Annotated in this window: 15 protein-coding genes and 1 pseudogene; 10 read left to right on the top strand and 6 right to left on the bottom strand. The window is 33.5% G+C overall.

What is annotated here, in order from left to right; all coding sequences use genetic code 11:
* The first annotated feature begins 101 nt into the window (after window positions 1-101).
* Both CPRO_RS16050 and CPRO_RS08910 read left to right on the top strand, forming a co-directional pair.
* Window positions 102-443, top strand: a complete 342-nt coding sequence (locus CPRO_RS16050; protein WP_066050552.1) for a transposase — start codon at window positions 102-104, stop codon at window positions 441-443.
* On the top strand, window positions 403-1,242 hold the full coding sequence (locus tag CPRO_RS08910; protein WP_066050549.1) for an IS3 family transposase: 840 nt from the start codon (window positions 403-405) through the stop codon (window positions 1,240-1,242). Before CPRO_RS16050 ends, CPRO_RS08910 begins: the two co-directional genes overlap by 41 nt.
* Window positions 1,243-1,328: 86 nt before the next feature.
* On the opposite strand, the gene CPRO_RS15580 is transcribed toward CPRO_RS08910, so the two are convergent.
* Window positions 1,329-1,520 carry an IS3 family transposase gene (locus tag CPRO_RS15580; RefSeq protein WP_066050607.1) on the bottom strand — a complete coding sequence of 64 codons (192 nt, stop codon included), beginning with the start codon at window positions 1,518-1,520 and terminating at the stop codon, window positions 1,329-1,331.
* Between the two features lie 40 nt (window positions 1,521-1,560).
* Complete coding sequence (locus CPRO_RS08900; RefSeq protein ID WP_066050603.1) at window positions 1,561-1,788, bottom strand: hypothetical protein; 228 nt, start codon at window positions 1,786-1,788, stop codon at window positions 1,561-1,563.
* A gap of 614 nt (window positions 1,789-2,402) precedes the next feature.
* Between CPRO_RS08900 and CPRO_RS08895 the strand changes: the two genes are divergently transcribed.
* The 3 genes from CPRO_RS08895 to CPRO_RS08885 are packed head-to-tail and all read left to right on the top strand — an operon-like array spanning window position 2,403 to window position 5,324.
* On the top strand, window positions 2,403-3,347 hold the full coding sequence (locus CPRO_RS08895; protein ID WP_066050601.1) for an MFS transporter: 945 nt from the start codon (window positions 2,403-2,405) through the stop codon (window positions 3,345-3,347).
* 14 nt (window positions 3,348-3,361) lie between these two features.
* Window positions 3,362-3,652: an MFS transporter gene (locus CPRO_RS08890; protein WP_236782334.1), complete on the top strand. Its 291-nt coding sequence runs from the start codon at window positions 3,362-3,364 to the stop codon at window positions 3,650-3,652.
* Between the two features lie 52 nt (window positions 3,653-3,704).
* Window positions 3,705-5,324 carry an amidohydrolase gene (locus CPRO_RS08885; RefSeq protein ID WP_066050592.1) on the top strand — a complete coding sequence of 540 codons (1,620 nt, stop codon included), beginning with the start codon at window positions 3,705-3,707 and terminating at the stop codon, window positions 5,322-5,324.
* Between the two features lie 254 nt (window positions 5,325-5,578).
* On the opposite strand, the pseudogene CPRO_RS14965 reads toward CPRO_RS08885, so the two are convergent.
* The 3 genes and pseudogenes from CPRO_RS14965 to CPRO_RS16255 all read right to left on the bottom strand — a co-directional run bounded on the left by CPRO_RS14965 (window position 5,579) and on the right by CPRO_RS16255 (window position 8,322).
* Window positions 5,579-6,151, bottom strand: a pseudogene (locus CPRO_RS14965) (transposase).
* A gap of 157 nt (window positions 6,152-6,308) precedes the next feature.
* A complete protein-coding gene (locus CPRO_RS08875) occupies window positions 6,309-7,739 on the bottom strand; it encodes a sigma-54 interaction domain-containing protein (RefSeq protein WP_066050586.1) in 1,431 nt (476 codons plus the stop codon).
* 124 nt (window positions 7,740-7,863) lie between these two features.
* On the bottom strand, window positions 7,864-8,322 hold the full coding sequence (locus CPRO_RS16255) for a DMT family transporter (protein WP_236782424.1): 459 nt from the start codon (window positions 8,320-8,322) through the stop codon (window positions 7,864-7,866).
* A 155-nt stretch (window positions 8,323-8,477) separates the two neighbouring features.
* On the opposite strand from CPRO_RS16255, the gene CPRO_RS16250 reads away from it, so the two are divergent.
* The 3 genes from CPRO_RS16250 to CPRO_RS08855 all read left to right on the top strand — a co-directional run bounded on the left by CPRO_RS16250 (window position 8,478) and on the right by CPRO_RS08855 (window position 10,250).
* Window positions 8,478-8,615, top strand: coding sequence for a transposase (locus CPRO_RS16250; protein WP_082754299.1), 138 nt, complete (start codon window positions 8,478-8,480; stop codon window positions 8,613-8,615).
* A 178-nt stretch (window positions 8,616-8,793) separates the two neighbouring features.
* On the top strand, window positions 8,794-9,201 hold the full coding sequence (locus tag CPRO_RS08860; RefSeq protein WP_066050581.1) for an IS3 family transposase: 408 nt from the start codon (window positions 8,794-8,796) through the stop codon (window positions 9,199-9,201).
* 401 nt (window positions 9,202-9,602) lie between these two features.
* The gene (locus CPRO_RS08855) at window positions 9,603-10,250 is read left to right on the top strand and encodes a peroxiredoxin (RefSeq protein WP_066050578.1); all 648 of its coding nucleotides are present in this window, start codon (window positions 9,603-9,605) and stop codon (window positions 10,248-10,250) included.
* A 368-nt stretch (window positions 10,251-10,618) separates the two neighbouring features.
* Here the strand turns inward: CPRO_RS08855 and CPRO_RS16135 are convergent, their stop codons facing one another.
* Window positions 10,619-10,876, bottom strand: coding sequence for a DDE-type integrase/transposase/recombinase (locus tag CPRO_RS16135; RefSeq protein WP_066050576.1), 258 nt, complete (start codon window positions 10,874-10,876; stop codon window positions 10,619-10,621).
* 476 nt (window positions 10,877-11,352) lie between these two features.
* On the opposite strand from CPRO_RS16135, the gene CPRO_RS08845 reads away from it, so the two are divergent.
* Window positions 11,353-13,671, top strand: coding sequence for an HD domain-containing phosphohydrolase (locus CPRO_RS08845; RefSeq protein WP_066050573.1), 2,319 nt, complete (start codon window positions 11,353-11,355; stop codon window positions 13,669-13,671).
* A 231-nt stretch (window positions 13,672-13,902) separates the two neighbouring features.
* Entirely contained in the window at window positions 13,903-14,787 is an 885-nt protein-coding gene (locus CPRO_RS08840; protein ID WP_066050568.1) for a GGDEF domain-containing protein, read from the top strand.
* Window positions 14,788-14,839 lie beyond the last annotated feature (52 nt).

Here is a 14,839-nt window from a genome sequence, read left to right as displayed (position 1 = left end):
GTCGCAAAGAGTATAATGGTACCTGTAATCTAGACAGGTTACTTCAAATTTCTTAGTGAATTCTGTTATAATAAATACATCTAAAAAAGGACGGTATTCACATGAAAAAAAGACGTAGTTTTACACCAGAATTCAAAATACAAGTTGTACTAGAGCTTCTTCGTGAAGAAAAGGAGCTGAATCAAATAGCTGCTGAGCATGAGATTGCTCCAAATGTTCTTCGTAACTGGAAGAAAGAATTTTTAGCTAATGCATCAAGTGCCTTTGATAATAAAAAAGAAGCTTCTTTTGAACAAGAACGTATTGACTACGAAAAGAAAATCGATCAACTTTATAATACAATTGGCCAGCTTACGGTAGATGTGAACTGGCTCAAAAAAAAATCTGATCAAGCTCTTGGACATGGCTGGGAAGAAAGAACTGGTTACAAAGGACGATCCTAAACTGTCTATCAGTAGACAGTGTAAACTCCTTGAGCTTAATCGTAGTAGTATTTACTACCAAGAACAAGCCCCTACTGTATGTGAAATAAAAATTAAGCATCTTATTGATCGTATTCATATGGATCATCCAGCATGGGGAACTAGGAGAATATCTGCACATCTTATAGAGCAAGGCTATTTCGTAGGAAGAAAGCTTGTGAGACGTTACATGCAAGAAATGAGAATCTATGCCATCTATCCAAAACCAAACCTTTCAATGCCTAATAAGCAGCATAAGGTTTACCCTTATCTACTGCGTAATCTTACTATTGATAGGCCTAATCAAGTATGGTCTATTGATATCACATACATTCCCCTTGGCAGAAGCTTTATGTATCTTACTGCTATTATTGACTGGCATTCTCGTTACATAGTAGGTTATGAGCTTTCGGACACATTACAAGTTGAATCGGTAATAGCTTGTGTTAAAAAGGCTATTGCCATATATGGAGTACCTGAAATTATTAATAGTGATCAGGGCAGTCAGTTTACTAGCCTTGAATATACTAATCTCTTAAAGCATCACAGCATCAAAATCAGTATGGATGGTAAAGGGCGATGGGCAGATAATATCATTGTTGAAAGATTCTTTAGAACACTTAAATATGATGATATTTATATTTATCATTACCAAACCCCTAGAGAGCTACGGGCTGGTATTAATAAGTTTATGAAATCCTATAATGAAGAACATCCTCATTCAACACATGGTTACAAAACACCATATGAAATTTATCATGGGGTAAAAGTAGCATCTTAATGGAGGATTATTTGTCATACCTACAAATATGTATATTCCTTCTGACAAACAATCACTGGTAAAAAATGGTTCATTAAGAATTTACTTTAGGCTGCCTTGACAAAGGAACCACTATACCCTGCATCACCAAACTCTTTGTATGCATTAACCCACTTTAACACTTGTTTATTATCACAATTACCAATGTTGTATTTCTTTGCTAAATAACTAGAACCTCCTTTTCGAGATAAATAATCTTGTACGACAGTTTTCTTAAATAAAAAACTATATTTTGCCATAAAAAAACCGACCCCTAAAAGTTAGATTTCAGGTCTAACTTTACAATATTAATCTTTTTAAGTCTTTCAATTTTTTCACGCCTTTTAAGATAACTACCAATACAATCGTAACAATAGCTATCTGAAGAGGAAGAAAGGCAATATCTTGGAAAATATAAAAAAACGTATCCCGCGGGGAATGAAAAACTACAATTTGTACTGCATATATAAATACAGAAATTAGCACCAAAACTAAAACAATTAGAAAGCCTGTGATTTTTTTCTTCATATCCTTTCCCCTCTATTTCAACATAATTGATAAGTGCTCGAATTATCAAGTCGTTTTTTCAATAATAGCCTAATTATCATTCAGCCTATTGTACCGACCCCTAATGATGACAAGGAAAAAGATTACATTTCGAATTTAAATTTTACAGTAACATTTGAGGTTATATCTCACAGATATACTACAAAAAAATAGAATAATTGATATATTTCCTGAAAGTAAAATATTAGAGAGTGGAAAAAACTTAATATATAAGATAATGATTATAAACAGGCTAAGCTTTAGGTCAAATAAGACCTACAGCTTAGCCTATTTTTTTCCCTGTCCAATTATTATGCATATGCATAAAAGGTGCATAAAGCTTGTAAAAAGGCTGATGTTTTGACTAATTCTAAAAATTAACTATATAAAATATGCAGATAACATTGAACATTTTAAATCTATGAAAAATATTAGCCTTATCATTTTATACAATAAACATCAAGTATTTTAATGTATATTGCTTGTCGAATTATAATATATGCACAACAATTAAATGATTTTCTCGTTCTCGCCTTTATGGCATAGAAATTGCTATTAATAATACTGTCTAAATTTATTATAAAGGAGAAATGAAAATGAGAAAAATCACGTTCAAGCAAGATGGAAAGATTTATTACGGCTGGTGGCAGGTTCTGGTTGGTTTTCTATTGATGTCATTTGCTTACGTAGGCTTCATTTCAGTTACAAGCGTTTTTGTATTACCAGTTACTGCAGAATTCGCTTGTGAACGTTCTGAGTTTATGTTGTACTCCACAATCTTGTGCCTTGTAAGTGTAGTGGCGGCTGCATTTATGGGCAAAAGGATGGCAAAAGGCAATATAAAATTAATCATGTTAGTAAATGCACTTATTGCCGGTGTTGGCTATTTTGGCTTCTCGAGATCAAACTCGTTGTGGCAAATATATGTTTTTGCGGCAATCTTGGGTATCCCTTTCACATGTTTAACAACTATGCCTATTTCAATCTTATTGAATAATTGGTTTGGAGGAAAGATTAAAGGTACGGCAATGGGTTTGGCTTTTTTGGGTAGCGGTGTTGGCGGAATGGTGTTAACCCCTGCCTTAAACTATGTTAATACTACATTTGGATGGAGAGTGGGTTATCTTACTCTTGCAGCGATCTTTGTTTTCTTTTTAGCACCAATTATCCTATTGTTAGTTGTTAAGACTCCTGCAGAGAAGGGTCAAACAAGAGTGGGTGAAACAGCATCCGAATCTAATACTACAGAAGCAAAAGGTATGTACATAAACGATGCTAAGAAAAGTCCTATGCTGTGGTTGACTTCTTTGGCAATATTTATTGCGGTAGTAGGCTCTAGTGGTATTTTGGCAAACTCAGTTGCTTTCTTTGTAGAGTGTAACTTCTCAGCTACAACAGCAGCTTCTGTAGCAGGATTGATGCTTGGTTCTTTAACGCTTGGAAAACCTTTAGTTGGTATGGTATGTGATAAATTTGGTGTACAAAAAGGTAGCATTTTAAGCTTTTCAACATTTTCATTATGTTTTTTTCTTTATTCCTAATGACTCAGTATAAAATGTTAGTTGTTTTAGTTATCCTATTCTATGCTTTTGGTTGTGCGGCAGTAACTATATGCCCTCCGTTGTTAACTTCTTACCTTTTTGGTGAAAAAGACTACGGAGCAATCATAGGTATTTTCACTATGGCAACGAATATCGGTGGTGCTTTTGGTGGAACTGTTGCGGCTAAAATTTTCGATATGACTGGGAGTTATGGGTCTTTCTGGTTGGTATCAGGGGTTTGTATTGCCTTATCAGTTATTTTATGCTTAATAAGCTTTAAAATAAGAAAAAAATATCATTATTAATTTCAAAAGTTGGATGTTGTATTAGTTTTATATTAGAAGGAGAGCGATTTAAATGGGTAAACTTTTAAAGGCAGACTATGTATTTAAAAATGGTAAAGTTATTACAGTAAACAGTAACGATGATGTAGTAAGTGCTGTTGCAATTTTAGATAACAAAATAATTTATGTTGGAAATGATGTTGAGGCGGAAGAATATATTGGAGAAAATACCAAGGTTTATGATTTGAAAAACAAAACATTAACTCCTGGTTTCATTGATTCTCATCAACACACGGCTCATACTGCTGCATGGAAAAATATGTTTTATAATTTAGACCCATCCTTTGCACCAAACAAAGAAAAAATGTTCGAAATTATAAAAAGGGCTGTCAAAGAAACTCCACCAGGGAAATGGATTTTATTCTGGGGTTATGATGAAATGAGGATGGAAGAAGGTGAAGCACCAACGTCTAAAGAGCTAGATGAAATTGCACCCGATAATCCATTGTTAATAGGTAGGTTCTGCGGGCATGTGGGGAGCTTTAATTCAAAAGCATTGGAAATAGGTAATATTAATATTAATACTGCAAAGGACTTTGTTGAAGGTCAGGTTGCAATTAATGATGGTCAGTTAACAGGTCAGCTTTATGAAACTGCATATTATCACATGTGGAATTTTGCAGATATTGATGTAGACAAATTAATTCGTGCATTAGGGATTGAAAGTGGCGAAATTTTGAAATACGGCGTCACTACTACTCATGATGCAGGTTCCTATGGGGCTACAACCTATTATGCCTATAATCAAGCCATTAAGAATAAATCTTATAAATTAAGAGTTGCACCGATGTTTTTTAATTTGCTTGGAAAAGAGAATGTAATAAGAGACATAAAAAGATATATTGATGTTGGCATAGGCTGTCTAGGAAACGAAAGGCTTAAATATGGCATTATGAAAATTATGATTGACGGTTCAAGCAGTTCACCTAGTTGTGCTGTAAGCATTCCGTACTGCCATGATAATGGAACAGGAATTTTATCTATGTTGCCAGAAGAAGTTGAAGAAGTGGCATTAGTGATTCATAAAGCAGGACTGCAGGCGGCAGCACACTGCATAGGCGATAGAGCTGCTGAAATCTGGATTACTGCAATTGAAAAGGCGCAAAAGGCATTCCCAAGAGAAGACTCTAGGCACCGTATTGAGCATTGTGGAATGGCTAATTCTGATCAAATTAAGAGAATTAAAGATTTAGGTATGATACCAACGCCAAATACAAGATTTTTATACCTTAATGGTGAAAGGTACTTTAAGTTCTTTGGCGAAAGAGCAAATAGCCTATTTCCTTGTAAAAGTTGGGTAGATGCTGGGGTAAAGGCTGCAATTGGTACCGATGGTCCAATTGTTAGCAGCAATCCTTTGCTCGGGTTGTCTTCAGCTATTGATAGAAGAACAAGTGTGGGTAATCCTATTGGTCCGGAACAGAATATTACTATTCTTGAAGCAATTCGTATGTATACATATAATGGTGCATATGCCACTTTCGAGGAAGATATAAAGGGAAGTATTGAAGTTGGTAAACTGGCAGACCTTGCTGTTTTTAATGGAGACATATTAGAATCAACTGCTTCTGAGCTTGAAAAAATAGACTGCTTACTTACTATGGTAGATGGGGAAGTAGTTTATCATAAGTAACTATTGAAGAAATTTTAAAATTGAATTTATGAAACAACAAATAAAAAAGCTTTCTGTGACAAATTTTATTGTCATAGAAAGCTTTTAAGCGTGTGTGAAGAAAAGTCTGTAAATACTAATCTTCTATGATAAGAACTGGTCTGAGAGCTTAGGAATAAGCCTTCAGACCTTGTTTTATATATAACAGCAAATATTGATGTATGTCAATAGCAGGCGAAAATACCGCCTGTAAAAAATCAGCATAAATTAGTGACTTATTGAGGTAGCCGTCCCTCATACATGATACTGAGTTCGCCATAAACCTGTCCCCAGTATCTAAGTGGCAGATTCCATTTTTTTGTTGCCTCAAACGTAGATAAATACAGGGCTTTTAGAAGGGCTGTATCACTAGGTAATACGCTTCTTTGGCGGTTCAGCTTGCGGTAAGTTGCATTCAGGCTTTCAATAGCATTTGTGGTATAAATTACTTTACGCACCTCTATTGAAAATTTAATGGTCAATATCCGATATATCTTTCTGGCGTTTTTTTGACTACTTGTGGTTTGAAGGTCGACTTACGATCCTGTGGAACCTGGATATTCATGCTTCCGTAGCTACTATTGATACGCTTTGACTTGTAACCATTGCGGTAATCATCGCTGTCAGAGCGTTCTGATTTTTCATAGCCAAGATGGTCATCCATTTCAGCGTCCATCATTTCTTTGATGGTGCCCCCAAGCAGATCCTTCTGCCGACTGAATATCATACTCCTGCAGAAGCTGCTGAATGATGTTGCGTTTTCCGTCTGTCATTTGTACCTTGTGAACTGGTTTCTTTTCTCTTGCCATAATAAAAGGGCTCCTATGATTTAATATCGTATCATAGAAGACCCTAAAAAACCATATTTACAGAAAAACTTTCACAGACTCGCTTTTAACTTATCCAAGTTCCAATCAGCGAGTAAATCTAATACTTCATAGTCATTTAGTCTTTAAAATAAATTTTCTATCTTTCCATTTTTTTTATTTTTTTCAAGTTGAGATTATATTTTTTCAATCTTCTAGAAATAGTTGATTGACTTACATTGAGATGTTCGGCTAGTTCCGTTGTTGTGTTACAAAATTTAATAGCATCTAGCAACTCATTCTTTTCTTTAACCTCTTTTGTTTTTGAGGAAGAAGTATTATTTAAAATAGAACTTGCTGGATTATAATTAGCTGGAAAATATGTAACGAATTCATTCGTAATTTCTAAGTTATCAATAATGTCGTTTGAACTAAGAACCATGTTACTTTGAATTATATTTATTAATTCACGCACATTCCCATTTAACCTACAATTTTGTAACAGTTGAACTGCTGAAGGTGAAAAACTTTTTTCCATACCGTACTTTAAATTTAAGCTATTGCAAATGTTCTCAACTAATGGAGGAATGTCCTCAGTTCTTTCTCTTAACGGAGGAATATTTAAAGAAATCATATTTAAACGATAAAACAAGTCTAATCTAAATTGTTTATTATTTATTTTTTCTATTAAATTTGAATTTGTTGCTGAGATAACTCTAACATCAACTTTAATTGGTTCATTACCACCAATTCTATAGAACTCGCCATCCTGTAATACGGTAAGGAGTTTAACTTGAGATTCGAATGGCAGCTCACCGATTTCATCCAAGAAAAGTGTTTTTCCATCGGCATAATCAAGCAGTCCTTTTTTGCCAGAATTATTTGCTCCTGTAAAAGCCCCTTTCTCATATCCAAATAACTCTGATTCAATAAGCGTTGGGGGAATTGCTCCACAGTTAATTGCGACAAATCCATTTGAACTTCTGTTGCTATGTGCATGAATATACTTTGAAATTAAACTCTTTCCTGTGCCAGATTCTCCAGTAATAAGAACGGATAAATCCGTAGGTGCAATTTTTTTTGCTTTTTCTAATAAATCACTTATTTCTTTACTTTTATAGATAAATTTTGGAATTTTACCTTCTTTACCTATGTCCCGGTATTTCTCTAGCTCCAACTTAAACTTTAAGTTATTTGCTTTTTCTTCTTTAAGCCTATTAATTAAATTGGCTTTTTCGCTTATGTCAAAAACATAATTTATTACATGTGTAGTAGTATTTGTTTCATCTTTAACGGGTATGCTTTTAGCCATGATCCCCTTTTCAAAGGGTGTACCCTTTTGTATTGTTTGCTGAACGACCAATGGTATACCAGTTTTTAGTGCACTTAAGCTTGATGATCTATGCACTATACCTGAAATAGCTAAATCTTGCATGTTTTTGCCTATTAAGTCTTCAATTGCATAATTTGTTATTTCTGCATGTCTTTTGTTTGCCTTAATTACAGTCCCTTTTTGGTCTGTTATCATAATTCCTGTAGGTGAGTTATCTATTACATAATTTAGAAGTTTTAATTCAGAAATTTTGTCCATTTGAACCTCCTAAAAGTGTGGAAAATAGTAATTTGCGGAACATTGGAATTAACTTTATTTCACATATTTAATTATAATTATTGTAAAATATTATGCAAGCTTCTAATTGGAAAAACTTTTTTAATTATACTAAAATTTTGAGTTTAGATACTGTTTTTAATACATATTTTTTTATAAGCTTTCGAGTTACCTTTATTTTTGAAATATATGTTTTTAAAGGGAAGAACTCTCCTAAAATTGCACCGCCTATAATCATGATTGCACCGAGCATTTGAGTGTGTGAGATATTTTCGGTAAGGAATATCACCGAAAATATAACCGCAGAAAGGGGCTCCAGATACCCGCAAATTGCAACCGTCTGCACTGGCAAATTGTTAATAGAAGAAAAATAAAAATAGCAACCAATACCTGTATTAAAAAGATCAAGTGTCAATATCCAAACCCAATCGTTGCTGCTAATTTGTAGGGCGAAGCCGCTTTTAATTAGAATAAACACGGTAACGGTAAGGAAACTTATAATAAGCTGTAGTACGGAGTTTTCCAATCCTATTATGTGTTTACATTTCTTATTAAAAATAACCATGATTGAGTACATTACAGCGGACATCCCTTCGAACAAATTCCGTTTTAATTATGTTATATGTAGATTCTGCTACTGCTTTATTGGTCTTGCCCCCATTTATTGAACTACATATAATGTTAGTAAATCGAGAAATCTAACTAACAAAGGATGGTAAAATTACGGCTAGAAAAAAATATACAACCGAGCAAATTGTTTTGATTCTCAAGAAAGTAAAAGTGCTTTGCTCTCAAGGAAAAAGCATTGCAGAAGCTTGTAGACAAAATGAAATTTCTGAACAAACATATTATCGTTGACGAAAAGAATACGGGGCATGAATACGAGTGACGCTACAAAAATGAAAAATCTAGAAAAAGAAAATGCTAGATTGAAAAATCTTCTGGCTGATTTAAGCCTTCAAGATGCAATTTTAAAAGATGTAAACTCAAAAAACTTCTAAGCCCGTATAAGCGTAAAGCGGCTGTTTATTATGTTATGAAAAGATTTCAAATAACACAAAGACAGGCTTGTCGGACGTTAAATGTACACCGCAATTCAATAAGATACCAACCTGTCGTAAGGGATGACGAAGAAGAACTAGTAAAAGAAATCATTGAACTAGCCACAAATTTTGGACGCAAAGGTTATCGTATGGTAACAGATATACTACGAAATCGAGGATATAAAATCAGTTATAAAAAAGTCGCTCGTATCTGGCAACGAGAAGGGCTCAAGCGCCCAAAAAAGCAAACAAAAAAACGTAGAATCTTTGGTTCTGATGGGAATTGCGTACGCCTTAGAGCAATGCATAAAAATCATGGATTTAAAAAGCAAACTTTACTTTTTACTTTGGAAATATCAAAACCAATACTAACCATGATTATTCTCCAGTTATTAATATAGCAAGTAAAACATTAATTTTATTTAGATACAGAGTGGCTTGGGAATAGTGCGACGGTTATAGGTTGGATTGAAACAAAGGCTGATAAGAATAGGTAGGACTTAACCGAAGTTGAACAAACAAAATTATAAAATGTGCGAAATTGCATTTTCAGGCATTATCAGACTTGGTTAAATTTGATTGGGTCAATTCTTATGAAGATTTTAGAAAAAGTTTGGTGTGAAAGACACAATTTAATTTGAAAGTATACGGTCGAGGGGGAAATTACATGGCAGACATTAAATAAGACATAGTAAAGAAATTGGGATAGATTTATAAAAATAAAAATAACTTTTGATTTGCATTTTAAAGAATATAGTATATAATTATTATAAAATAAAAATTATTATCAAGGAGGGATTTTATGAAAATATCACTGAGAGACAAATTTCCTGAAATAACAGTAGAAACAACAAAGGGAAGGATTCATTTGCCAGATGATTATCAAGGAAAATGGTTTGTGTTGTTTAGTCACCCGGCAGATTTTACTCCAGTATGTACTACTGAATTTGTTTCTTTCCAAAAGAAAAAGAAACAGTTTGATGATTTAGGCGTTGAATTAATTGGATTAAGTGTGGATAGTTTAGAGTCTCATGAGAAATGGATTCAATGGATAAAAGAAAATATTTATGTTCAAATAGAATTTCCTATTATTGATGATGAGAAGAGAAATATTTCTGAAACCCTTGGCTTAATTCATCCAAACGAAGATGATACAGCGGCAGTTAGAGCAGTAATTATTGTAGATCATAATGGAAAAGTAAGAACTATGTTGGAATATCCGAAAGAGATAGGAAGAAATATTGATGAAATATTGAGAGCGGTGAAAGCATTAAAACTGGCGTCTATTAAGAAAGTTTTTTCTCCGGCAAATTGGCCTCATAATGAAATTATTGGAGACAAGGTTTTATTTCATAGAGGAGAAAATGATGTTCCGGTATTAGACAAGGAAAGAGGGATCTATAGTTTATCCGACTGGTTTGTGTATAAGAATTTAGACGAGCAAGAGTAATTTATTGGAAAAAGATAGAAGTATCAAAGCATCAGATACAATCCCGTATCTGGTGTTTTTTTGTCTAAAAATCATCAAATTTTTACCATATATGTGTTTACTCTAAGCAAGAATCATTGGAAATCATTGGATATGTGGACTGAGGGGCATTGTAATATAGTGAAGAAAATGGACACGTTTTTTAATAAAAATTGTCTGAGAGCATTTAATTAGTGGTGCTCTCAGTATAAATTTTCAATTTCGTTAAAGGTTAACATACCAAGTGAACCGTGAGGCCTTTTGGAATTGTAGTATACCTCAATGTACTCAAAGACTTATTTGAAGTTCATGAAAAGAGTGATAATTTTGTCGATTAATTTCTTCTTTTTTTAGATATTTGAAGAAACTTTGCAACATGCATTTTCAAAAGGATAGCCCTTTTTAGAAAATGATTGCACAACATCAAGAGAATCTAACAGCTCCCGAAAAGAAAAGGCAGTATATTGAGATCCTCGATCAGAATGGAACATAAGCCCGTAAGGAGCCTTTCTATTTTCATACGCTTTTTTGAAAACAGTGATTACCAGGTCAACATTTGGTCTGCCAGAAATATGCCATGCAATTACTTTACGGGAAAAGAGATCCATGACAATACAAAGTTATTGCCATTTTCCCCTTACTTTAATGTAATTAATATCACTTACCCAAACCAGCTAGCTATATGATTGGTTGGGAAGGTTACAGTCTATGATGAGAAGTTCGCGGTGAGGATAATTGTGGATTTTGCAAGGATTAACATACTAAATTATAATTCACCGATGTAATTATGATAGTGTAGGAAACAGGAAATTTTCCGACGATTTTTGTATTATATTGTATAAATTTTATAAATATGCTAAAATTAAATTGAAAAAAAATGTATAGTAGCGTAGATGTTGAAATCCGATTTAATAAGGTTTTATGGAAAAGTGCACCTTATTCTTATTGGGAAAGTGGGGGTTTTGGATTTTTCGCTGTACGAAGTAAAGGACCTATTAGTGGTATGGCTACACTTTTTGTACAAAAAATTAGCAACATGATTTGTTATCACAGCATACCACTATTGGAAAGGAGGAATTTAAAATTGTTTAAATTTATTAATAATATTAAATTTAAAGCAAAACTAAATGTTTTTGTAGCGTTGATTTTTTCTTTAATAATATTAGTATCCGCTATTTTGCTATACAATGCGTACCTTGGAAAACAAGATGATCTTGAGTTTATTGATCAAACCATTCGGAACAATTATGACAGAAATATAAAAGACCAAGTAGATAATGTAATCACCTTGCTGGATGGCATTTATGAAAAATATGATTCTGGCGAGCTTACTTTTGCAGAGGCACAGACCTTAGGTGCTGATTTAGTACGTGATCTTAGATATGATGGGGAAGGCTATTTTTGGATTGACACAATAGATGGAGTCAATGTGGTACTGCTTGGTTCCGATACAGAAGGAACTAACCGCTATAATTTCTTCGATTCTAACGGAGTTCCCGTTGTAAAGAAATGTATAAAAATTGCTTTGGAATCCGAAAGCGGATATATAGATTATTGGTTTCCTAAAGCAAACCAAACTCAACCTGTCATGAAAAGGGGTTATGTAAAACTGTTTGTACCTTTTAATTGGGTTGTGGGAACCGGAAATTATATTGATGACATTAATAAATCAATTGAAGATAAAAGAAAGGACATTGACACTGCCTTTCAAAATCAAATTTTTGCAATTTCCGTTTTGTTTTTGCTACTTATTATAGGCACCATTTCTTTAGTTTCTTTTTTCGCAAAGAGTATTACAATACCATTACAAAAGACTACTCATTTGGCAAATTTGATTTCTAATGGGGTTTTGGACGAGCACATCGATAATAACATTAAAAAGAGAAAGGATGAGATTGGTCAACTCGCTACTTCAATTGAAAAGATGAGAAATTCAATTAAACAGTTAATTGATGCATTAACAGAAAATGCAAAAATGCTTGAACTGGAAAAAGAGCTCTTTGGGACGACTCTTAAGTCAATTGGCGATGCAGTGATTTCTACAGACCAAAACGAAAATATAGTATTAATGAATACTGTTTCCGAAGAATTAACTGGCTGGAAACAGGAAGAGGCATCTGGTAAACCTTTTGAGGAAGTATTCAAGATAATTAATGAATACACACGAGAAAAATGTGTGAATCCAGTGACAAAAGCTTTGCAACTTAAAAAAGTTGTTTCTCTTGAAAATCATGCTGTTCTTATCACGAAAAACGGGGATGGGATTCCTATTGAAGACAGTGCTTCTCCCATTACAGATATGAATGGAAATATCATTGGTGCAGTTTTGGTATTTAGAGATGTTACTGACCAAAAAGAAAAACAGAAAAAAATAGAATACCTAAGTTATCATGATCAGTTGACAGGACTATTTAATAGGCATTTTTTTGCAGAAGAAATAAAACGATTAGATGTAGATAGAAATTTACCCTTTACTATTGCAATGGTAGATGTCAACGGCCTTAAGCTTACAAATGATGCCTTTGGTCACGAAGTTGGAGATTTGCTTTTGCAAAGTGTAGCAAAGGTTTTGAAAAGCGAATGTAGAGCAGAGGATATTGTTTCAAGAATTGGTGGCGATGAATTTGTCATATTGCTTCCACGAACGAGTTCAGTCGAGGCAGAGTTAATCATCAAAAGGATATACAAGGCTATGGAACTTCAGAAGGTAGATAATGTTGTAATTTCTGCTTCCATTGGTTGGGAAACAAAAGAAAGTAGTCATGATGATATTAGGGAAGTGTTTGCTAAGGCTGAAGACTTTATGTACCGCAAGAAAATAACAGAGAGTCAGAGCATGCGAAATCAAACCATTAAAGTTATCATGCATACCCTTCATGAGGCGAATGCCCGAGAAAAGATACATTCAGAAAGAGTTAGTAAGTTGTGTCGCAAAATCGGTGAAGCAATGAAGTTAGATAATGAGGTCATAAAGGAACTAGAATTAGCAGGCTTAATGCACGATATTGGTAAGATTGCAATTAATAACGATATTTTAAATAAGCCAGGAAAACTTACAGAAGCCGAATATGAAGAAGTTAAAAAGCATCCTGAAATCAGTTATCATATTCTGAAATCGGCAGACGTGTATACAAGACTAGCTGAATATGTGCTTTCGCACCATGAGCGCTGGGATGGTAAGGGGTATCCAAGAGGTCTGTCAGGTGAAGATATACCTTTAGTTTCAAGAATTATAACCGTTGCAGATGCTTATGAGGCTATGACTGCAATTAGGACATATAAGGGTGCGTTTTCTCATGAACAAGCGATTGAAGAACTAAAAAGATGTTCAGGAACTCAGTTTGATCCTGAAATCGTTCATGCGTGTCAAAAATATTGTTGGACGAGGAAAGGCGAATTCTAATTGCATTGTTTTAGCAGGTATAAAGCTCCTTATATGAGAGGCATGATGCCTTATGCTGCACGATGTGCTTTATAAGCAAATTTTATACTGTAGTGGTGCAATTTTGATTGACCTAGACAATAATAGCTAAGCTAGGAGGAATAGGAGATGATGGAAATTTCATTATTAAAAATGAGAAGAGTATCTGTAAGCTTATTTCTTATATATACTTAAGGTTTAGGAGATGAAATAATGGATAATGTAAATGTACTTCTAGAACATCTGTCTGTTTTCAAAAATTTATATGAAATGGTAAGAATAGTTGATCCTATAAATAAAAGAGTAATTATTGATAATAAAGGTTACATTCCTACAGTTGGTAATTGCTTTGACCTTTGGAAATCCAAGAGCTATTGTTCTAACTGTATATCGATGAGGGCATATAATGAAGAAAACACCTTTGTTAAAATAGAGTATAATAAAGAGAAAATTTACATGGTAATTGCTTCACCTTTTAACATTGGCACTAATAAATATATTTTGGAGCTATTAAAAGATATAACAGATTGTTCGATTATTGAAAATTATGTCAATAAAACAGTCGACGAGGTTCAAAAAATTATAGAAGAGATGAATAATAAAATTATTAAGGATGAGTTAACTGGCATATATAATAAAAGATACATTAATGAGAGATTACCTATTGATATAATAAAAAACAGCAATGAAAAAAATTCATTTTCAATTTTGATGACGGATATAGACCATTTTAAATTTGTTAATGATAATTATGGACATTTAGCTGGAGATAAAATTTTAGTTGACTTTGCATACATATTATCAAAATCGATACGAGAAGGAATTGATTGGGTAGCGAGATATGGAGGAGAGGAGTTTATTATTGTATTAAACTATGCCGATAATAGTATTGCTTATGAAATAGCGGAAAAAATCAGGAGAAGTATTGAAAATAATATATTTACTTACGAAGGGCAAGAAATAAAGATCACAGCTAGCTTTGGAATATGTACTATGCCTAATGATGACATGGATTGGAAGGCAAACGATATGATTTTGCTTGCTGATAAGAAGCTTTATGAGGCAAAAAATACTGGACGAAATAAGACTGTTAAATAGAAATTACTTTGATTGTGAATTGCCTGTTTTAGTTTAAACAACTTAAAAGCAT

Origin of the sequence: Anaerotignum propionicum DSM 1682 (genome assembly GCF_001561955.1) — a bacterium.
In the GTDB taxonomy this organism is placed as follows: Bacteria; Bacillota; Clostridia; order Lachnospirales; family Anaerotignaceae; genus Chakrabartyella; species Chakrabartyella propionicum.
The sequence above is the reverse complement of the archived record's forward strand: the minus strand, read 5'-3'. Positions and strand labels throughout refer to the sequence as shown.

What these genes read in the sequence shown, in the direction of transcription:
- CPRO_RS08885 (WP_066050592.1), top strand. Translation starts at nt 3,705, where the DNA reads ATGGGTAAACTTTTAAAGGCAGACTATGTATTTAAAAATGGTAAAGTT.
- CPRO_RS08860 (WP_066050581.1), top strand. Translation starts at nt 8,794, where the DNA reads ATGAAAAGATTTCAAATAACACAAAGACAGGCTTGTCGGACGTTAAAT.
- CPRO_RS08840 (WP_066050568.1), top strand. Translation starts at nt 13,903, where the DNA reads ATGGATAATGTAAATGTACTTCTAGAACATCTGTCTGTTTTCAAAAAT.
- CPRO_RS16135 (WP_066050576.1), bottom strand. Translation starts at nt 10,876, where the DNA reads ATGGATCTCTTTTCCCGTAAAGTAATTGCATGGCATATTTCTGGCAGA.
- CPRO_RS16255 (WP_236782424.1), bottom strand. Translation starts at nt 8,322, where the DNA reads ATGGTTATTTTTAATAAGAAATGTAAACACATAATAGGATTGGAAAAC.
- CPRO_RS08895 (WP_066050601.1), top strand. Translation starts at nt 2,403, where the DNA reads ATGAGAAAAATCACGTTCAAGCAAGATGGAAAGATTTATTACGGCTGG.
- CPRO_RS08900 (WP_066050603.1), bottom strand. Translation starts at nt 1,788, where the DNA reads ATGAAGAAAAAAATCACAGGCTTTCTAATTGTTTTAGTTTTGGTGCTA.
- CPRO_RS08855 (WP_066050578.1), top strand. Translation starts at nt 9,603, where the DNA reads ATGAAAATATCACTGAGAGACAAATTTCCTGAAATAACAGTAGAAACA.
- CPRO_RS16050 (WP_066050552.1), top strand. Translation starts at nt 102, where the DNA reads ATGAAAAAAAGACGTAGTTTTACACCAGAATTCAAAATACAAGTTGTA.
- CPRO_RS08890 (WP_236782334.1), top strand. Translation starts at nt 3,362, where the DNA reads ATGTTAGTTGTTTTAGTTATCCTATTCTATGCTTTTGGTTGTGCGGCA.
- CPRO_RS15580 (WP_066050607.1), bottom strand. Translation starts at nt 1,520, where the DNA reads ATGGCAAAATATAGTTTTTTATTTAAGAAAACTGTCGTACAAGATTAT.
- CPRO_RS08910 (WP_066050549.1), top strand. Translation starts at nt 403, where the DNA reads ATGGCTGGGAAGAAAGAACTGGTTACAAAGGACGATCCTAAACTGTCT.
- CPRO_RS08875 (WP_066050586.1), bottom strand. Translation starts at nt 7,739, where the DNA reads ATGGACAAAATTTCTGAATTAAAACTTCTAAATTATGTAATAGATAAC.